Origin of the sequence: Aquibium carbonis (genome assembly GCF_003970795.1) — a bacterium.
In the GTDB taxonomy this organism is placed as follows: Bacteria; Pseudomonadota; Alphaproteobacteria; order Rhizobiales; family Rhizobiaceae; genus Aquibium; species Aquibium carbonis.
On record NZ_RWKW01000086.1, the window covers coordinates 1 to 18,105 of the forward strand.

Here is an 18,105-nt window from a genome sequence, read left to right on the forward strand (position 1 = left end):
CTTCCCGACGAGGCCGTGCTGGTCGGTGCCATGCCGGTCATCGCGGCGGCGCTCGTGCGCCGGTCGCGCGGTGAGGCGCCCATTGCGCCGCATCCGGCGCTCGGCCATGCGGCGGACACGCTGCGCATGCTGCGCGGCACGCCGCCGACCGACGTCGAGGCCAAGGCCCTCGACGCCTATTTCGTCACCGCCAGCGACCACGGCATGAACGCCTCGACCTTTGCCGCCCGCGTGGTGGCGTCCACGAAGGCCGATCTGTTCATGGCCGTCACCGCCGCCTATTGCGCCCTGACCGGGCCACTGCATGGCGGCGCGCCGGGTCCGGTGCTGGACATGCTGGACGCGATCGGCGAGCGCGGCAACATCGCCGCCTGGGTCGATGCGGCGCTGGCGCGCAAGGACCGGCTGATGGGCTTCGGCCACCGGGTCTACCGCGTGCGCGACCCGCGCGCCGACGTCCTGCGCAAGGCGGTCGCAACCCTTGCCCGGACCCAGCGCGATCTCGGCCTTGCCGCGGAGGTCGAGGCCTATGCGCGCGAGGCGCTGCGGAAGGCGAAGCCGGATCGTCCGCTCGACACCAACGTGGAGTTCTACACCGCCATCCTGCTCGACGCGCTCGGCGTCCCGCGTGAGGCCTTCACGCCGATCTTCGCCACCGCGCGAGTGGCGGGCTGGACCGCGCATGCGATCGAGCAGCAACGGACGGGCCGCCTGTTGCGACCTGATTCCGTCTATGTCGGCGAGATGCCGGCTTAGTCTTCGCGGCGGCCGGTGGACTCCCGATCCCGCTCGTAATGCCTGGCCAACGGAAAGACCGGGAGCCAGGCTTCGCGACGGATGGTCCAGAGCTCATAGGTCGGGCGGAACTGGTCGGGCTCGTCGAGCGCCCCGAGGTTCACGTCGATTTCATCCCCGCTGCGCGAGAAGACCGGCGAACCGCAGCGGGGACAGAAATGACGTCCGCGATAGTCGCGCGTCTCGCCCTCGATCGTCACGGCGTCCTGGGCAAAGATCGCGGAAGCATGGAACAGCGCGCCGTGATGCTTGCGGCAATCCAGGCAATGGCAGAGTCCGACGCGATAGGGTTGCCCCGACGCGACGAACCGCACGTCGCCGCACAGGCATCCTCCGGCGAAGCGGTCCATCCACGGTCTCCGTCACGGTCGAAGGCACGAACGTTCGCACGGAACAGAGCCGCGCGTCACCCCTGCCACAGTCCTTCGCGGCGCAGGTCGTCCATCGTGCGCGAGATGCCTTCGCGCAGGATGGCGACCATGTCGTCGATCTGGTCGCGGGTGATGATCAGCGGCGGGCTCATGACGCACATGTTGATCAGCGGCCGCACCAGCAGGCCGAGTTCGTGGCAGTGCGCGTCGATGCGCTTGCCCACCGCATTGTCGAGGGCGAGCGGGTTCTTGCTCTCGCGGTCGGCGACGCATTCCACGCAGGCCATCAGCCCGGCGCCGCGCACCTCGCCCACCAGCGCCAGGTCTTCCAGCGTCTTCAGCTGTTCCTGGAAGTAGGGCGCGACGGTGCGGGCATGCTCCAGCACGCCGCCTTCCAGCAGGTCGAGGTTCTTCAGCGCGACGGCGCAGCCGATCGGGTGGCTGGAAAAGGTGTAGCCGTGCCCGAACATGGCCTGCGGATGGTTAGAGCGGCGCAGTTCCTCGGTCAGCCGCGCCGAGATCATCACGCCGCCGAGCGGGAAGTAGCCCGACGTCACGCCCTTGGCGAAGGTGATCATGTCCGGCTCGATGCCGAAGACGTCGCCCGAGGCGAAGACCTCCCCCAGCCGGCCGAAGGCGGTCACCACCTCGTCGGAAACGTAGAGGATGTCGTTGTCGCGGCAGAGGTTCCGGATCCGCGGCAGGTAGCCCGGCGGTGGCACGATGACGCCGCCCGAAGCCTGGACGGGCTCGGCGACGAAAGCGCCGATGCGCTCGGCCCCCACCCGCTCGACCGTCGCGCGAAACTCGTCGACGAGAAAATCGGTGAACGCCTCGATGGTCATGCCGGCCGGCCGGCGGAAGGGATCGGGACAGGACAGCTTGACGACGAGGTCGTCGGCGCCGTCCATCCAGTCCCGGTCGCGGGGCCGTCCGTTCAGCGAGGCCGACAGATAGGTCGAGCCGTGATAGGCTCCGCCGCGCGACAGGATCAGCTTCTTGTCCGGCCGGCCGCGGACGTTGTTGATGAACTGCATGAAGCGAAGCGCGGTCTCCACCGCCGACGAGCCGCCGGTGGTGAAGAACACATGCTCCAGGTCGCCCGGGGCATGGGCCGCAAGCCGCCGGGCGAGCTCGGCCGAAGGGTCGCTCATCGTGTACCAGGGCGTGTTGTAGGAGAGCTCCATCGCCTGATCGGCCATGACGCGGGCGAGTTCTTCCCGGCGATGGCCGAGATTGACGCACCACATGCCCGCCGGCCCGTCGATCAGCCGGCGCCCATCCGCGTCGGTGATGTAGATGCCGTCACCCGTCTCGATCGGCGTGCGTGCCTCGTTGCCGATCGCGCCGGCGTAGGGCCAGGGCTGGATCAGGTGACGCTCCGCGCCCTCGAACCGGGGGGCCGGGGGTGAGCCTGCATCGTCAACCGGTTTCTTGATCGCCGCCATCGGTGTCCTCGCTGACCGCACGCCTGGGACCTGACGGACTGCTCGCCCAACATCCCGGAACCGCGACGGTTTTTCCAGTCATTCTGAATGTCCGTTCAATCAATATTCCAGAAATAGCGCTTGATTTCAATCCGGCCATGGGCTCATGTTCGGTCGAGGCGCCGACGACAGGGGACGGTGCGATCCACGGGTGGAGAAGTGACGACACGTCCCGCGCCCTTGCCAGATGACCGGCCTGGAGCATCGCGATGACCGTCGCGATCGGGAGACGGCCCGCCACCCCGGCCCGCCCGGGCTTGCTTCGGACGGAGCAGCGCCAGGGACTGGCGCTGATGAGCCCGACCTTCCTCTTCGCGCTCGTCATGCTGGCGGCGCCGATCCTGGTGGTGATCGCGCATTCGTTCTGGACGCAGACCTACCTGACGATCGACCGGACCTTCACGCTCGACAACTACCGCATCGCGCTGACCGAGCCGATCTATCGCGATCTTCTGATGCGATCGCTCATCCTGTCGATGAGCGTCGCCTTCCTGACCGTGCTTCTGGCCTATCCGGTCGCCTACTACATCTCGTTCCATGGCGGCCGCTACAAGAGCCTGCTTCTGTTCCTGATCACGATCCCGGCCTGGACCAGCTACCTGCTGCGGGTCATGTCGTGGAAGGTGATCCTCGGCTACAACGGCGTGCTGAACACGGCGCTGCTCGGCACCGGCATCATCGACGAGCCGTCGACCGCCTTCCTCTACAACACCAACGCCGTTCTGATCACGCTCACCCATGCCTGGGCCGTCTTCGCGATCCTGCCGATCTATGTCTCGCTGGAGAAGGTCGACCGGACGCTGATCGAGGCCGCGTCCGACCTCGGCGACGGGCCGATCCGCCGTTTCCTGCGGGTGACGCTGCCGCTGACCGTTCCCGGCATCATCGCGGCGCTGATCATCGTGATGATCCCCACCGTCGGCGACTACGTGACCCCGCGCCTGGTCGGCGGCAAGGATGGCGTCATGATCGCCAGCGCCATCGAGGTGCAGTTCAAGCGCGGCGCCAACTGGCCGCTCGGCGCGGCGCTGTCGGTCACGACCATGATCGTCATCACGGTGGTGGCGGTGTCCTGCGTCGGCCTCCTGCGCTGGGCGGCGGGGCGCATCCGATGACCCGCGCGCCACGCTTCCTCGGCATCAACTGGCTGGCGCTCTACGTAACCCTCTACGTCGTCTTCCTCTATCTGCCGGTGCTGCTGCTGCCGCTGTTTTCCTTCAACGATTCGGCGGTGCCGAATTTCCCGCTCTCCGGCTTCACCTGGAAATGGTACGAGGGCCTGCTGACCACGCCGGCGATGCTCGACGCGGCGAGGAACAGCGCCATGGTCGGCGTGGCGGCCGCCGTCACCTCCACGCTGCTCGGCATCTGCGCCGCCCGCGCCATGACGCGCTACCGCTTCCGCGGCCAGAAACCCATGAGCGCGCTGATCATGGCGCCGCTGGTGCTGCCGGAGATCATCATCGCCGTGGCGCTGCTTCTGGTGATGCTGCGGCTCGGGCTCCAGCTCTCTTTGCTCACCGTCGTGCTCGGCCACGTTCTGATCTGCGTGCCCTATTCGGTCACGGTGCTGATCGCCGGCTTCGAGGGCTTCGACCGCAGCCTCGAGGAAGCCTCGACCGACCTCGGCGAAACGGCTTTCGGCACCTTCCGTCGGGTCACCTTGCCGATGGTGGCGCCGGCCATCGTGTCGAGCCTGCTCGTCTCCTTCACCATCTCGCTCGACGAGTTCATCCTCGCCTTCTTCCTGACCGGCACCGACGCGACGCTGCCGGTCTACATCTGGGGCCAGCTGCGGTTCGCCGCCCGCCTGCCGGGCGTGCTGGCGCTCGGCACCATCATGCTCGTCCTGTCCTTCGTCCTGCTCACGATCGCCGAAATCTACCGCCGCCGCGCCGCGCGGCGGGCCAATGTCGATGGAGGCTTGCTTGCCTGACCGGCCGATGATCGAGATCGCCAGCGTCACCAGGACCTATGGCAAGTTCAACGCGCTCGACGATGCCAGCCTCTCCATCCGGCCGGGCGAGTTCTTCTCGCTGCTCGGCCCGTCGGGTTGCGGCAAGACCACCTTGCTGCGGATGATCGGCGGCTTCGACACGCCTACATCCGGCACGATCACCATCGACGGCCAGCCGATGCTCGGCATTCCGGCCAACCGGCGGCCCACCAACATGGTGTTCCAGAGCTATGCGATCTTTCCGCATCTCGATGTCGAGCAGAACGTCGCCTACGGGCTGAAACGCCTCCGGCTCGACCCGGCCGAGGAAAGGCGTCGCATCGACGAGGCGCTGGCGCAGGTTTCGCTGGCCGGTTTCGGCAAGCGCCGCGCGACCGAATTGTCGGGCGGCCAGCGCCAGCGCGTCGCGCTCGCCCGCGCGCTCGTCATGCGTCCCAAGGTGCTGCTGCTCGACGAGCCGCTTTCGGCGCTCGACAAGAAGCTGCGCGAACAGATGCAGGTGGAACTGCGCACCTTGCAGAAGGCGGTCGGCATCACCTTCGTGCTGGTCACCCACGACCAGTACGAGGCGCTGGCCATGTCCGATCGCATCGCGGTGATGTTCGGCGGTCGCATCGCGCAGGTGGCCGCGCCCAAGGACATCTACCAGCGGCCGGTGAACCGTCAGGTCGCCGATTTCCTCGGCGGCATGAATTTCATCCAGGCCGCCCTCGTCGGCGAGAACGGCACGGCGATCGAAGTGGAGACGATGGGTTTCGGCCGCGTCACCACGCCAAAGCCGGCGCAATGGTCGGGAAAGGGCGGTGCGGTCACCATCGGCATCCGCCCGGAACGGCTGCGCGTCCTGTGGGACCAGGAGACCGCGCGGCACGAACTGTCCGGCACCGTGGTCGACCGGCATTATTTCGGCGAGATCACCCATCTCGTGGTCGCGATCCCTGGCATGGACGCGCCGCTTTCGGTCACCGAGACCAACGATTTCGGCGCCGACGACATCCCGGTAGGCGCGCAGATCCGCATCGCCTACGAGCCCGACGCGCTGGTGGCGATGGCCGATTGAACGAGGCCGCCTGTCCGCCCGGTGCCCGGACGTGCCGCCCGTCCACGGCAAACGATCCGGCCCGCGGCGAACACCCCGGCTAAGCGTCTCGACCTTCGGATGCCTTTCGTCAGCCGGCGCATTTCACAAAACTGAAACAAAACTGTTGTCGAGTCGTCGCACGCAAACGATACTGCCGGCTGCGGAAGCCCCCCCTTTCGCCAACAAAGATATTGGGAGTAGACGATGATCCTGCGCAGCACGACAGCGGCCTTGTCGGCCGGTTTTCTGGCCTTTTCCGTAGCCCCCTCGATGGCCGTCACGGAAATCTCGTGGTGGCACGCCATGACGGGCGCCAACAACGAGGTGGTCGAAACCCTCTCGAAGGAATTCAACGAGAGCCAGTCCGAGTACAAGGTCACCCCGGTGTTCAAGGGCACCTATCCCGAGACGCTCAACGCCGGCATCGCGGCGTTCCGCGCCAACCAGACCCCGCACATCATCCAGGTGTTCGACGTTGGCACGGGCGTGATGATGGCCGCCGAGGGCGCCGTGAAGCCGGTCGCCGAAATCCTGTCGATGGGCGGCGGCACGTTCGACAAGAGCCAGTACCTGCCGGGCATCGTGTCCTACTATTCCAGGCCCGACGGCACGATGCTGTCGTTCCCCTACAATTCGTCGTCGCCGATCCTCTACTACAACAAGGACATCTTCGAGAAGGCCGGCCTCGACGCCAGCAACCCGCCGAAGACCTGGCCCGAGGTTTTCGAGGCCGCGCGCGCCATCAAGTCCAGCGGCGCCGCCGCCTGCGGTTACACCTCGACCTGGCTCACCTGGATCGGCCTCGAGAACTTCTCGGCCTGGAACAATCTCCAGTACGGCACCAACGAGAACGGCCTCGCCGGCACGGATGTCGAGCTGACCTTCAATTCCGAGGCGCATGTCCGCCATTTCCAGAACATCGCCGACCTGGCCAAGGACGAAGTGTTCCGCTACGGCGGCCGCACCTCCGAGGCCAAGCAGCTCTTCCTGTCGGGCGAATGCGGCATCATGACCGAGTCCTCCGGCGGTCTCGGCGACATCGTCAAGGCGGGCATGAACTACGGCATCGGCCAGATGCCCTATTACCCCGACCTCGAGGGTGCCCCGCAGAACACCATCCCCGGCGGCGCGAGCCTTTGGGTGTTCGGCGGCCATGACGAGGCGGAGTACGAGGGCGTCGCCGCCTTCTTCCAGTTCCTCTCGCAGGTCGAGATCCAGCAGCGCCTGCACCAGGTGTCCGGCTATCTTCCGGTGACGCTGGCCGCCTACGAGGCGACGAAGGCATCCGGCTTCTACGACGAGAACCCCGGCCGCGAGACCCCCATCACCCAGATGATGGGCAAGGAGCCGACCGCCAACTCGAAGGGCATCCGCCTCATCAACATGCCGCAGGTCCGCGACATTCAGAACGAGGAGTTCGAGAAGATGCTCGCCGGTCAGCAGACCGCCAAGCAGGCTCTGGACAACGCCGTCGAGCGCGGCAACGCCGCCATCCAGGAAGCGCTCGGCAACTGATCCCGAGCCAATCCGGCCAAAACCAACACCCACCCGCGCGGCAGTCCGCGCGGGTGGGTTCGCATCTCCGGTTCCAGGCAGCATGCCGGCCGCTTCGAGGAGAGCCCCTTGTCTCCACGCGTCGTCTTCCCCAACAGGATGCTGCCCTATCTGCTGCTCGCACCGCAGCTGGCCATCACGCTCGTCTTCTTCTACTGGCCGGCAAGCCAGGCGCTCTACCAGTCGGTGCTGCGCGAGGACCCGTTCGGCCTGGCATCGCGCTACGTCGGGCTCGACAATTTCCGCCGTGTCCTGGCCGACCCGAACTACATCAATTCGATCGAGGTCACCGCGATCTTCTCGGTCGCCACCGCTGCCCTGGCCATGAGCACGGCGCTGCTCCTGGCGGTGATGGCCGACAAGGTCATCCGCGGCCGTGGCATCTACCGCACGCTGATGATCTGGCCCTACGCGGTTGCGCCCGCCATCGCCGGCATGCTGTGGCTGTTCATGTTCAACCCCACCATGGGCACCTTCGCCTACATGCTGCGCGCCACCGGCTACAACTGGGATCCGCTGCTCAACGGGCCGCAGGCCATGACGCTGGTCATCGCGGCTGCCGCATGGAAGCAGATCAGCTACAATTTCCTGTTCTTCGTGGCCGGCCTGCAGGCCATCCCCAAGACCCTCATCGAGGCCGCCGCGATCGACGGCGCGGGCGAGACCAAGCGTTTCTGGACCATCGTCTTCCCGCTGCTCGCGCCCACCACCTTCTTCCTGCTGGTGGTGAACACGGTCTACGCCTTCTTCGACACGTTCGGCATCATCCACGCGGTGACCGGCGGCGGGCCGGGCAAGTCCACCGAGACGCTGGTCTACAAGGTCTACAATGACGGCTTCGTCAATCTGCTCTTCGGCTCGTCGGCGGCGCAGTCGGTGATCCTGATGGTCATCGTGATCGCGATGACGGCGGTCCAGTTCCGCTACGTGGAAAAGAAGGTGCACTATGGCTGATCATGCCGCAGCCGCCACCGGATCCACCGCGGCCGTGCTCGGGCGGCGCGAAGATGGCGCGATGGTCGGCATCAACCGCCGCTCGCGCTACATCGCGCACGCCATCCTGATCCTCGGCATCCTCGTCGTCGCCTTTCCGATCTTCTACACCTTCGTCGCGTCCACGCAGTCGCTCCAGACCATCCTGCGACCGCCGCTGCCGCTGCTGCCGGGAGACCGGTTCTGGGACAACTACACGACTGCGATCTTCGGCGGCATCGGCCGGATCGGCGGCGTCGGCGTCGACACGCTGCTGTTCAACACCACCGTCGTGGCGCTGGGCATCGCCATCGGCAAGATCGTCATTTCCATCCTGTCGGCCTTCGCGATCGTGTTCTTCCGCTTCCCGTTCCGGATGTTCTTCTTCTGGGCGATCTTCATCACGCTGATGCTGCCGGTCGAGGTGCGCATCATGCCCACCTACAAGGTGATGGTCGATCTCGGCCTGATCGACACCTACACCGGCCTGACGCTGCCCCTGATGGCGTCCGCCACCGCCACGCTCCTGTTCCGCCAGTTCTTCCTCACCATTCCGGGCGAGCTGGTGGAGGCCGCGCGTGTCGACGGCGCAGGCCCCTGGCGCTTCTTCAAGGACATCCTGCTGCCCTTGTCGCGGACCAACATCGCCGCGCTGTTCGTGATCATGTTCATCTACGGATGGACGCAATATCTGTGGCCGCTGCTGGTTACCAACCGCAACGACATGAACACGATCGTCATCGCGCTGCGCAAGATGGTCTCCTTTGCCGATGCCGACACGGAGTGGCACCTCGTGATGGTCACCTGCATGCTGGCGATCGCGCCGCCGGTGCTGGTGGTGCTGCTGATGCAGCGCTGGTTCGTGCGCGGCCTCGTCGAAACCGAGAAGTGAGTACCAGAGAGCGATGGCGACGGTTGAACTGAAGCATGTGAGGAAGGTCTACTCGGGCGGAGTGGAGGCCGTGAAAGGTGTGTCGATCGACATTGCCGACGGCGCGCTGTGCGTGCTCGTCGGCCCGTCGGGCTGCGGCAAGTCCACGCTCCTGCGCATGATCGCCGGGCTGGAGGCGATCTCGGCCGGCGACATCGCGATCGACGGCAAGGTGGTGAACGCCATCGGTCCGGCCGAGCGCGACATCGCCATGGTGTTTCAGAACTACGCGCTCTATCCGCACATGAAGGTCTACGACAACATGGCCTACGGCCTGCGCAACCGCGGCATGGCCAAGGATGAGATCGACAAGCGCGTGCAGTCCGCCGCCGCGACCCTGGAGCTGACGCAGCTGCTTCAGCGGCGGCCGCGCGAACTGTCCGGCGGCCAGCGGCAGCGCGTGGCCATGGGCCGCGCCATCGTCCGCGATCCGAAGGTGTTCCTGTTCGACGAGCCGCTGTCCAACCTCGACGCCAAGCTGCGCGGCCAGATGCGCGTCGAGATCAAGCGGCTGCAGCGGTCGCTCGGCGTGACCTCCGTCTACGTGACGCATGACCAGCTGGAGGCGATGACGCTCGCCGATCAGCTGGTGGTCATGAACAATGGCGTGGTCGAGCAGATCGGTGCCCCGCTGGACGTCTACGAGAAGCCGGCCAGCACCTTCGTGGCGAGCTTCATCGGCGCGCCGCCCATGAACCTCCTGCCGCTGACGCGCGCCGCGAACGGTCACGCGCTGAAGGACGGCCAGGTGCTGGCGTCGACCGCCTTCGACGGTTCCGCGGCAGCCCTCCTCGGCTTTAGGCCCGAAGACGCGGTCGTCGGCGCCGATGGGCATTCCTTCGCGCTGGACTTCCACGTCCTCGCCGTCGAGCCCGTCGGTGCGGAAAGTTATCTGCACGGCGAGGCGGCCGGAAGCCAGCTCATCGTGCGTGTTGCCGGCCGCACCGACGTGAAGCCCGGCGACCGGATGCCGGTGTCGGTGGCCGACGCCAGGCTCCACGCCTTCGATGCGGCGGGCAAGCGGATCGAGCGGTCGCCGGCCGGCGTCATCGTCCGGGCAGCGGCCGTTCAGGCGGCGCCGGCCTGAGCCGCGCCGCCGGGCGCACGGCGTCAGTAGCCGGCCTTGATCTTCTCGAATTCGTCGATCATGCGCAGCTTCAGTTCGGGTGAAAGCGGCGACTGGAACAGGGTCTTGTCGACGAACGCGTCGACGTCGAGATAGCCTTTTTCCGCCAGCACCTCCGGATCGACCGCTTCCATCGCCCTGGCATTGCCATGGCCGTAACCCCAGTCGCTGACGATGTACTTGGCGACTTCCGGGTCGGCATTGACGGCGCTGAGGAAATCATAGGCCTTGTCGAGGCTCCCCGGCGCATCCTTCAGGAGCACGTAGCCGCACACCCAGGTGGAGATGCCTTCGGCCGTGTCCTTGTTCATGGCGAAGGGCTGGCCCTCGGCCGAAAGCTGCGTGGCGGCGTCGTTCCACGCCCAGGCGAGATCGACCTCGCCACCACCCAGCGCCTGCACGATCTCGGTGGAATCCGTCCAGTACAGGCGCACGTTCTTGTGCACCTCGCGCAGGAAGTCCGCCGCTTCGGCAAACTGTTCGTCGGTCATCTGCGTCCAGTCCTTCAGGCCGATCGCCAGAGACGCCAGCGCGAAGGCATCGTCCACATTGTCGGGCAGCGACACCCGGTCCTTGAACTTGGGATCGGTGAACGCCTTCAGCGACGTCACGTCTTCGGCCGCGACCTTCTCGGTGTTGTAGGTCAGCGAGGTGTTGCCCCAGTCCCAGGGCATGAACCAGGCGGTCCCGTCGGCCGTGGTAGCCAGGTCCTTCATCGCCATGATGCCGGGCAGCAGGTCGTCCCAGCCCTCGATGCGGGCGGTGTCGAGCGGCTGCAGCAGGCCGGCGTCGCGCCATTTCGCCACGCTCTGCGAGCAGGGATGGCCGAGATCGGCCCTGAAGCCGGAGCGCAGCTTCTCGAAGGCCTCGTCCTCGTCGCCGAAGAAGGTGAAGGTCGGCGAATCGCCATGCTTCTCGACATAGCGCGGATGGAACGAAGGCTCCTCGTAGCCGGACCAGTCGAAGATGACGAGATCGCCGTCGGCGGCCAGGGCCGCGGCGGTGGGAAGGCCGGTCAGTGCGCCGGCCAGCCCGAGCGCGACGGAGTGCTTCAAGAATTGCCTGAAAGTCGTCATGCCTGCATGCTCCCGTTGTTGTGTCATCTTCATGCCCTGGAGACGGTCCCGTCGGCGCCCCGGACGAAATGGCCGGGAAACAGCGCGGCGAGAAGTTCGGCGGCGGCGGCGAAGGCGGTCTCGCGCGACACCTCGTCGGCCGCCAGCATCAGGCGCAGCCACAGCCCTTCGAGCAGCGCGTTGATGGCCAGCGCGCTGGCTTGCGGATCGATCGGATAGTGCCCGTGCTCCTTGAGCCGCGTGCAGATGTCCACCATAACGTCGTGGTAGGCCTGGTCGCGCCCGCCGCACAGCGCCTGGTAGGTCGGCCGCGACTTGGCTTCCCCCCAGAAGGCGCACCAGGCGGCGAGCTTGCGCTTCGTGCAGACCGCGCGGTCGAAGTCGGCCGCGCACAAAGCCCAGAGCTGCCCGGCCGGATCATCCCCGGCCTTCTCCAGCGCGCCGCGCCAATGGGCGGCATATTCCTCCGCCATGAATTGCAGCGTGGCGACGAGCAGCTTTTCCTTGCTCTCGAAATGGAAGTTGACGATCCCGCGTGACAGGCCGGCGCCATCGGCCACGTCCGCCAGCGTGGTCTCGGCATAGCCGCGCCTGGCGAGCGAATCGATGGTGGCGTCGATGAGCTGCTGGCGACGGACTTCCTTGGAGGCCTTGCGACCCTTCCGGTCGCCGTCGGCGCGCCGCTCGGCGGTGATGCTGTCGGACATGAGAACCGCTTTCTCCCGAGGAAGGTCCAGCACTATCCCGGCTTCCTTCCGCGCAGATGAGTGGGACGGTGTTCGCCCGAGTCAAGAACCTTCTGCATGGCTTCCCAGGTGCGGATGTTCTTGTCCACGTAGGCTTCCCCGACGGCCGCCGAGACGCGTGCGCGGAGCGGCCCCTTCAGGCGTTCCAGCTCCGCGCGGGCGACGTCGCGATACCAGGGATTGCGGTCCACCGTCACGACGTCGACGAAACCCGCCTTCTCCATCGCCGCGCGATAGCGGGCCGGCGACGCCATGGCGAAGCTCAGCCCCTCCGCGGCGACATAAGCCTTCATGTCCTCGCTCGGCTCGCAATCGTGGCCGATCATCCAGTCGCTGGCCGCGAGATGGCCGCCGGGCTTCAGCACGCGCCAGAGATCGGCAAACAGCGCCTCCTTGTCCGGCACGTGCAGCAGGGCGTCCTTGGAGAAGACGACGTCGAAGCTTTCGTCGCCGAAGGGCAGGCGGCCGGGCGGCCCCTGGACGAAGTCGACCCGCTGCGACAGGCCGCGTTCCCAGGCGCGGGTCCGCGCCGCGACGATGACGGGCAGTTCGACGTCGAAGCCTGTCGCATGTGCGGCGCCATGGCGCTCGACCAGATGCAGGGTGACGCCGCCGGAACCGCAGCCGACGTCCAGCACGGTCCGCCCCATGAGGGAGAGCCCGGCGAGCACGCGGTCGACCTCCTCCGGGCCGCCGGGCGAGAGATAGCCCTCGCCCCACAGCGCCTCCAGGAAGCGGATGGCCGCGTCGTCATATTCCGGTTCCGCGTGCGGTTGGTCCTCCAGGACGCCGTGCATGGTCAGCCTTTCCAAGCGTGCCGCAAGTCCCGCAGCCCTCTCGGGCCCGTCGTCGAAAGCCTAGCGGACAGCGGCGGAAACGCAACCTCATTTGTTGAACATTCATTCAGAATGGCTGGACAGGCGCGCCCGCACCGTGCCAGATTTCCTGGCGAGCCGGCACGATCGAGGCTCGACCAAGCGGGGCGGGTTGGATGAAGCGCTGGGACGCCATCATCATCGGAGCGGGCCACAACGGCCTCGTCAACGCCTGCTACCTGCAGCGGGCCGGCCTCGACGTGCTGGTGCTGGAAAAGAACGACTGGGTGGGCGGCGCCGCCGTCAGCCGCTCGCTGACGCCCGGCTTCATTTATTCCAACTGCTCCTATGTCTGCTCGCTGTTCCGGCCCGAGATCATGCGCGACCTGGACCTGCCGCGCCACGGCCTGCAGGTCATCGCCTACGAGGGCGGCGCGGTGCTGACGCGGGACGGCGACGCCCTCGCCAACTACCGCGACCACGACGCCCACCGGCGCGAGTTCGCCCGCTTCTCGGCCCGCGACGCGGAAGCCTATGACCGCTATTCGCGCGACGTGACGCGCCAGTGCCGGTTCATCCAGCCGCTGTTGATGCGCACCGCCCCCGATCCGACGAGCCTCAAGCCGCGCGATCTTGGCGAACTGCTCTATCTGGGCAAGAAGTTCGCCGGCCTCGGCGCGGCCGAGATGGCCCAGACGGCGCGCTTCTGGACCATGTCGATCTCCGACTATCTCGACGAGTATTTCGAGACCGACGTCATCAAGGCCTATTTCGCGTTGTCGGGCATCATCGGTACGGCGCTCGGGCCGATGTCGCCGGGCACCGCCTATATCCTGCTGCACCACTACATGGGCGAGGTGGACGGCTCGGTCGGCGCCTGGGGCTATGCGCGCGGCGGCATGGGCGCGGTGACGCAGGCTCTGGCCTCGTCCTTCCAGGCCAGCGGCGGCACGATCCGCACCGATGCCGAGGTCGACCGCGTGCTGGTGCGCGCCGGCAAGGCCGAGGGCGTGGTGCTTTCCGGCGGCGAGGAGGTGCGCGCCGGCATGGTCGTCTCCAACGCCGACGTGAAGCGCACCTTCCTCACCCTCGTCGAGGAACGCGAGCTGCCCGAGCCGTTCCTGCGGCGGGTCAGGAACTTCAAGATCCGCGGCTCCTCGGGCAAGGTCAACATCGCGCTGGACTCGATGCCGGACTTCCCGGCGCTGCCCAAGGACTCGCCCTGCCTGCGCGGCGATCTGCACTTCACCGATTCGGTCGAGCGCATGGAGCGCGGCTACGACGACTGGAAGGCCGGGCGCTGGTCGGCCGATCCCTTCCTCGACGTGGTGATCCCGACGACGCTCGACCCGACCATGACCTCGCCCGGCAAGCACTTCATGAGCTGCTTCGTGCAGTATTGCCCGCCGAAGGTCGAAGGGCGCGACTGGACCGATGCCGACCGCGACGCCTTCGGCGAAACCGTCATCTCCCAGATCGCCGACTATTCGCCCGGTTTCCGCGAGCGGATTGTGCACATGGAGGTGCGCACGCCGCGCGAGTTGGAAGCCGAAGTGGGCCTGACCGAGGGCAACATCTTCCAGGGCGAGCTCACCTTCGACCAGCTGCTGTTCAACCGGCCGGTGCCGGGATACGCGCAATACCGCTCGCCGATCGGCGGGCTCTACATGTGCGGCTCGTCCACCCATCCCGGCGGCGGCGTGATGGGCGCGCCGGGCCGCAACGCCGCCGCCGAGATCCTGCGCGACCTCAAGCGCGGCACCCCGCACATGAGCCCGGCCCATGATGTCATCTGAGGCCGCGCGGTTCGACGCCGTCGTCATCGGCGGCGGCCACAACGGGCTTGCCTGCGCGGCATCGCTCGGCCGTACCGGGCGCAAGGTGCTGGTGCTGGAGGCCGCGCACGCGCTGGGCGGCGCGGTGGGGACGCACGAGTTCGTGCCCGGCTTTCATGTTTCGAGCCTCGCCCACATCCTCAATCGCCTGCACCCCGAAATGGTCGCCGGGCTGGAGCTGAAGAGACACGGGCTGACGCTGGCCCCCGGCCCGATGCCGAGCGTCGCCCTGTCGGCCGCGGGCGAACCGCTGGTGCTGGACGGCGCCTATGGCGAGCGGCTCGACGGCGCCGTCGATGCGGCCGACCGCGCCGGCTGGTCGCAGCTTCGATCGCTGCTCTTCCGCCAGGCGGGCATCCTCAAGCCGTTCCTGTCGCGCCGCCCGCCCGACCTCGGGACCATGTCGCTCGCGCAGGCGACGACGCTCGGCTCGGCGGCCCTGTCGCTGCGCCGGCTGGGCAAGGAGGACATGCGCGAATTCCTGCGCATGGTGCTCATGAACGTCGCCGACGTTCTCGACGAGCATGTTGCAGACGACCGCTTGAAAGGACTTCTCGCCTTCGACGCGACGCTCGGCGCGCATCTGGGCCCGCGCTCGCCGACCTCGCTGCTCGGGCTCTATTACCGGCTCGCCGGCGAGATCGACGGCGTGGCGGGCGGGCAGCTGCTGCCGATAGGCGGCATGGGCACGGTCATGGCCGCGCTGGCTCGCGCCGCCGAGGCTGCCGGCTGCACCTTGCGCACCGGCGCCGTCGTGCGCCGCATCCTGGTCGAGAACTGGCGCGCCTGCTGCGTGGTGCTCGACGACGGCACGGAAATCCGTGCCCGCGCGATCGTCTCGGCCATCAATCCGGTCACGACCTTCCTCGATCTCGTCGGCGCGCGCCACGTCGACACCGGTTTCGTGCGCAGGCTCGGCAACATCCGCATGAAGGGCGACGCGGCCAAGCTCCACCTTGCCCTCGACGCGCCGCCGCGCTTCGCCGGCCTGTCCGAGACCGCGCATCGCGGCCGGCTGGTGATCGCGCCTTCGGTCGACCATGTCGAGAATGCCTTCAACCCGGCGAAGTACGGTGAGTTCTCGCCCGAACCGGTGATGGAGATCACGCTGCCCAGCCTCTCCGATCCGTCGCTCGCGCCGGCCGGCGCCTGCGTGCTCTCGGCGGTGGTGCAATATGCGCCCTACGCCTTGAAGCAGGGCTGGGAGACCGGCAAGCCGAAATTCCTCGCCGCCATCATGGCCGTGCTGGAACGCCATGCCCCGGGGATCGGCGGGAGCGTTCGCCATGCCGAACTGCTGACGCCCGCCGACATCGAGGCGCGGTTCCGCATGCCGGGCGGGCACTGGCACCATGGCGAGCTGCAGGTCGACCAGATGCTGATGAACCGCCCCGTGCACGGCGCCGACGGCTACGACACCCCGGTCGACGGCCTGTTCCTCGCCGGCGCCGGCTCGCATCCCGGCGGCGGCGTCTCCGGGGCACCGGGCTGGAACGCGGCGAAGCGGGTGGTGGAGACGCGGGGATGAGGATGGTGGATCGATCCGCGAGCGTTGCACCCTACGGCGCCCCCCTCTGGCCGGCAGGCCAGAGGGGGGCGCGAAGGAACGCGACATGTCCGTGACGCCCCAGCAAAGCCCCCGCCTCGCCCAGCAAGACCACTGGCGCGCCATGCGCCGGGAGACGCCGTTCCACCCGCGGCTGTCCGCGCTCGATTTCCGCCACGACTGGTATGTCTGGGCCGGCTGCAAGGCGCCGCTGTCGCTGTGGGACGAGGAGCTGGAATACTTCGCGATCCGCAGCCAGGCTGGCCTGTTCGACATCTCGCCGATGATCAAGTACCGCATCGAGGGGCCGGACGCCGAGGCCTGTTGCGAGCGCGTCTTCGTGCGCAACGTCGCCAGGCTCCGCCCCGGGCGCGTCCACTACACCGCCTGGTGCGATGACGAAGGCCATGTGCTCGACGACGGCACGCTGTTCCGGCTCGCAGAGACCCGCTTTCGCCTCTGCTGCCAGGAGCGGCACCTGCCCTGGTTGCTCGACAGCGCCATCGGCTTCGACGTCACGGTCGTCGACGAGACCGAGGCGGTGGCGGGGCTGGCGCTGCAGGGCCCGACCGCCTGCGCAATCCTGAAGGACGCGGGCTTTGCCGGCATCGAACGGCTGAAGCCCTTCGATCTCGCCGAATTCCCGCACGAGGGCGGGGCGGTGACGGTCTCGCGCACCGGCTTCACCGGCGATCTCGGCTACGAGCTCTTCGTCGAGGCCGCCGATGCGCTGTCGCTCTGGGACCGGCTGTGGGAGGCAGGCGCCCGGCGCGGCATCCGCGCCATCGGCTACACGGCGCTCAACCGTGCCCGCATCGAGGCCGGCTTCATCGTCGCCAATGCGGACTTCATCGCCGCCGAACACGCCATCCGCGCCGACCGGGTGCGCATGCCCGACGAGATCGGCCTTGGCTGGCTGGTCGACGAGGCCAAGCCGCATTTCAACGGCCGCCGCGCGATTCTCGACGCGCGTCGCAGGGGCACCCTGAAACACATCCTCGTCGGTCTCGAGATCGAGGGCAACGTGCCCGCCGAGCATGCGCTGGTCTATCATGCCAGGAAGACGGAGGTCGGGCTGGTCAGCGCCGCCATCTGGTCGCCGATGGCCAAGCGCAACATCGCCATCGCCACCCTGTCGCGGCCCTATGGCGACACCCGGAACGACGATCTCTGGGTCGAGATCTACGCCATGCGCGAGGGCCAGTACATGAAGCTGATGAAGCGGGCGACGGTCGTTCCCCGCCCCTTCGTCAAGCTCGACCGGCGAACGGCCACGCCGCCCGCGGACTGCTGATGGACCAGGAGGCCGAACGCGACGCGGAGGACGCCGAGAATTGGGCGCTGGTGACGATGCCGCTTGGCGAGCCCTGGTCCGGCCGCGCCCGCTACGCGGCGGCGATGCATTTCTACAGGCAAGGCATCATGAACGCCGAGACGCTGGAGGTCTACCGGCTCTGCTCGCGACTCGACGATCAGGACCCTCTGCCCCTGCTGCGCGAGCGGCGGGTCGGGCGCGACTGGATCGCGCGGGTGGAATCGCGCAGGACCGGTCGATAGGCCAGCGCTTCACGTGAAACCGGACGACCGCTCACCGCAAGGGAGGGCGTCAGTCTGCGGCTCCGACATGGCGCAGCACCGGTTTGCGTCGCGGCGGGCGCGTGGCGCCGATCCTGTAGGCGGCCTGCACGGCGGCGATCGCCGCGGCGGCCGTGGCCTCGTCTCGCGCGTGCACCATGGCGAGCGGATCGCCTGCGTCGAGGCGCGCCGCGACCGGGACGAGCCCGCTCAGGCCGACCGCCGGATCGACCGGGTC

At 67.5% G+C, this 18,105-nt stretch carries 17 protein-coding genes and 1 pseudogene; 12 read left to right on the plus strand and 6 right to left on the minus strand.

The window, feature by feature from the left end:
* A partial coding sequence (locus tag EJC49_RS19925; RefSeq protein ID WP_126701692.1) for a citrate synthase occupies positions 1-756 on the plus strand: 756 nt, incomplete at its 5' end.
* Here EJC49_RS19925 and EJC49_RS19930 read toward each other — a convergent pair.
* Together EJC49_RS19930 and EJC49_RS19935 are read right to left on the minus strand one after the other, a co-directional pair.
* Positions 753-1,145, minus strand: coding sequence for a GFA family protein (locus EJC49_RS19930; RefSeq protein WP_126701693.1), 393 nt, complete (start codon positions 1,143-1,145; stop codon positions 753-755). The two genes, EJC49_RS19925 and EJC49_RS19930, sit on opposite strands and share 4 nt — an antisense overlap.
* A gap of 56 nt (positions 1,146-1,201) precedes the next feature.
* A complete protein-coding gene (locus tag EJC49_RS19935; protein ID WP_126701694.1) occupies positions 1,202-2,614 on the minus strand; it encodes an aminotransferase in 1,413 nt (470 codons plus the stop codon).
* A 248-nt stretch (positions 2,615-2,862) separates the two neighbouring features.
* Here EJC49_RS19935 and EJC49_RS19940 point away from each other — a divergent pair, with 248 nt between their 5' ends.
* The 7 genes from EJC49_RS19940 (at position 2,863) to EJC49_RS19970 (ending at position 10,235) form a co-directional block, all read left to right on the plus strand.
* On the plus strand, positions 2,863-3,768 hold the full coding sequence (locus tag EJC49_RS19940; RefSeq protein WP_126701695.1) for an ABC transporter permease: 906 nt from the start codon (positions 2,863-2,865) through the stop codon (positions 3,766-3,768).
* Positions 3,765-4,589 (plus strand): ABC transporter permease, encoded by an 825-nt coding sequence (locus EJC49_RS19945; RefSeq protein WP_126701696.1) that lies wholly within the window; start codon positions 3,765-3,767, stop codon positions 4,587-4,589. Before EJC49_RS19940 ends, EJC49_RS19945 begins: the two co-directional genes overlap by 4 nt.
* Positions 4,590-4,596: 7 nt before the next feature.
* Positions 4,597-5,670 (plus strand): ABC transporter ATP-binding protein, encoded by a 1,074-nt coding sequence (locus tag EJC49_RS19950; RefSeq protein WP_126701706.1) that lies wholly within the window; start codon positions 4,597-4,599, stop codon positions 5,668-5,670.
* A 225-nt stretch (positions 5,671-5,895) separates the two neighbouring features.
* Positions 5,896-7,206, plus strand: a complete 1,311-nt coding sequence (gene ugpB, locus EJC49_RS19955; RefSeq protein ID WP_126701697.1) for a sn-glycerol-3-phosphate ABC transporter substrate-binding protein UgpB — start codon at positions 5,896-5,898, stop codon at positions 7,204-7,206.
* Positions 7,207-7,344: 138 nt separating this feature from the next.
* A complete protein-coding gene (ugpA, locus tag EJC49_RS19960) occupies positions 7,345-8,199 on the plus strand; it encodes a sn-glycerol-3-phosphate ABC transporter permease UgpA (protein WP_245453488.1) in 855 nt (284 codons plus the stop codon).
* 61 nt (positions 8,200-8,260) lie between these two features.
* Positions 8,261-9,109: a sn-glycerol-3-phosphate ABC transporter permease UgpE gene (gene ugpE, locus EJC49_RS19965; RefSeq protein WP_126701707.1), complete on the plus strand. Its 849-nt coding sequence runs from the start codon at positions 8,261-8,263 to the stop codon at positions 9,107-9,109.
* A 13-nt stretch (positions 9,110-9,122) separates the two neighbouring features.
* Positions 9,123-10,235, plus strand: a complete 1,113-nt coding sequence (locus EJC49_RS19970) for a sn-glycerol-3-phosphate import ATP-binding protein UgpC (RefSeq protein WP_126701699.1) — start codon at positions 9,123-9,125, stop codon at positions 10,233-10,235.
* Between the two features lie 23 nt (positions 10,236-10,258).
* On the opposite strand, the gene EJC49_RS19975 is transcribed toward EJC49_RS19970, so the two are convergent.
* From EJC49_RS19975 to EJC49_RS19985, 3 genes are read right to left on the minus strand one after another with little or no spacing between them, the layout of a single operon-like run.
* Positions 10,259-11,350 (minus strand): ABC transporter substrate-binding protein, encoded by a 1,092-nt coding sequence (locus EJC49_RS19975; protein WP_126701700.1) that lies wholly within the window; start codon positions 11,348-11,350, stop codon positions 10,259-10,261.
* Between the two features lie 29 nt (positions 11,351-11,379).
* A complete protein-coding gene (locus tag EJC49_RS19980; protein WP_126701701.1) occupies positions 11,380-12,057 on the minus strand; it encodes a TetR family transcriptional regulator C-terminal domain-containing protein in 678 nt (225 codons plus the stop codon).
* A gap of 32 nt (positions 12,058-12,089) precedes the next feature.
* On the minus strand, positions 12,090-12,893 hold the full coding sequence (locus EJC49_RS19985) for a methyltransferase domain-containing protein (RefSeq protein WP_126701702.1): 804 nt from the start codon (positions 12,891-12,893) through the stop codon (positions 12,090-12,092).
* Positions 12,894-13,087: 194 nt separating this feature from the next.
* Here EJC49_RS19985 and EJC49_RS19990 point away from each other — a divergent pair, with 194 nt between their 5' ends.
* From EJC49_RS19990 to EJC49_RS20005, 4 genes are all read left to right on the plus strand, one after another.
* Positions 13,088-14,707 (plus strand): phytoene desaturase family protein, encoded by a 1,620-nt coding sequence (locus tag EJC49_RS19990; protein WP_126701703.1) that lies wholly within the window; start codon positions 13,088-13,090, stop codon positions 14,705-14,707.
* Positions 14,694-16,274, plus strand: a complete 1,581-nt coding sequence (locus EJC49_RS19995; RefSeq protein WP_245453487.1) for a phytoene desaturase family protein — start codon at positions 14,694-14,696, stop codon at positions 16,272-16,274. The genes EJC49_RS19990 and EJC49_RS19995 overlap by 14 nt, the downstream gene beginning before the upstream one ends.
* An 85-nt stretch (positions 16,275-16,359) precedes the next feature.
* Positions 16,360-17,586 carry an aminomethyl transferase family protein gene (locus EJC49_RS20000; protein ID WP_126701704.1) on the plus strand — a complete coding sequence of 409 codons (1,227 nt, stop codon included), beginning with the start codon at positions 16,360-16,362 and terminating at the stop codon, positions 17,584-17,586.
* A complete protein-coding gene (locus tag EJC49_RS20005; RefSeq protein ID WP_126701705.1) occupies positions 17,586-17,849 on the plus strand; it encodes a hypothetical protein in 264 nt (87 codons plus the stop codon). Before EJC49_RS20000 ends, EJC49_RS20005 begins: the two co-directional genes overlap by 1 nt.
* Positions 17,850-17,898: 49 nt before the next feature.
* Here the strand turns inward: EJC49_RS20005 and EJC49_RS20010 are convergent.
* Positions 17,899-18,105: pseudogene (locus EJC49_RS20010) on the minus strand (thymidine phosphorylase); the annotation flags it as partial.

Excerpts from the sequence above, each read along its gene's own strand:
- ugpE (WP_126701707.1), top strand. The coding sequence starts at position 8,261 with ATGGTCGGCATCAACCGCCGCTCGCGCTACATCGCGCACGCCATCCTG.
- EJC49_RS20005 (WP_126701705.1), top strand. The coding sequence starts at position 17,586 with ATGGACCAGGAGGCCGAACGCGACGCGGAGGACGCCGAGAATTGGGCG.
- EJC49_RS19945 (WP_126701696.1), top strand. The coding sequence starts at position 3,765 with ATGACCCGCGCGCCACGCTTCCTCGGCATCAACTGGCTGGCGCTCTAC.
- EJC49_RS19975 (WP_126701700.1), bottom strand. The coding sequence starts at position 11,350 with ATGACGACTTTCAGGCAATTCTTGAAGCACTCCGTCGCGCTCGGGCTG.
- ugpA (WP_245453488.1), top strand. The coding sequence starts at position 7,345 with ATGCTGCCCTATCTGCTGCTCGCACCGCAGCTGGCCATCACGCTCGTC.
- EJC49_RS20000 (WP_126701704.1), top strand. The coding sequence starts at position 16,360 with ATGTCCGTGACGCCCCAGCAAAGCCCCCGCCTCGCCCAGCAAGACCAC.
- EJC49_RS19995 (WP_245453487.1), top strand. The coding sequence starts at position 14,694 with ATGATGTCATCTGAGGCCGCGCGGTTCGACGCCGTCGTCATCGGCGGC.
- EJC49_RS19990 (WP_126701703.1), top strand. The coding sequence starts at position 13,088 with ATGAAGCGCTGGGACGCCATCATCATCGGAGCGGGCCACAACGGCCTC.
- ugpB (WP_126701697.1), top strand. The coding sequence starts at position 5,896 with ATGATCCTGCGCAGCACGACAGCGGCCTTGTCGGCCGGTTTTCTGGCC.
- EJC49_RS19940 (WP_126701695.1), top strand. The coding sequence starts at position 2,863 with ATGACCGTCGCGATCGGGAGACGGCCCGCCACCCCGGCCCGCCCGGGC.
- EJC49_RS19980 (WP_126701701.1), bottom strand. The coding sequence starts at position 12,057 with ATGTCCGACAGCATCACCGCCGAGCGGCGCGCCGACGGCGACCGGAAG.
- EJC49_RS19950 (WP_126701706.1), top strand. The coding sequence starts at position 4,597 with ATGATCGAGATCGCCAGCGTCACCAGGACCTATGGCAAGTTCAACGCG.
- EJC49_RS19930 (WP_126701693.1), bottom strand. The coding sequence starts at position 1,145 with ATGGACCGCTTCGCCGGAGGATGCCTGTGCGGCGACGTGCGGTTCGTC.
- EJC49_RS19985 (WP_126701702.1), bottom strand. The coding sequence starts at position 12,893 with ATGCACGGCGTCCTGGAGGACCAACCGCACGCGGAACCGGAATATGAC.
- EJC49_RS19970 (WP_126701699.1), top strand. The coding sequence starts at position 9,123 with ATGGCGACGGTTGAACTGAAGCATGTGAGGAAGGTCTACTCGGGCGGA.
- EJC49_RS19935 (WP_126701694.1), bottom strand. The coding sequence starts at position 2,614 with ATGGCGGCGATCAAGAAACCGGTTGACGATGCAGGCTCACCCCCGGCC.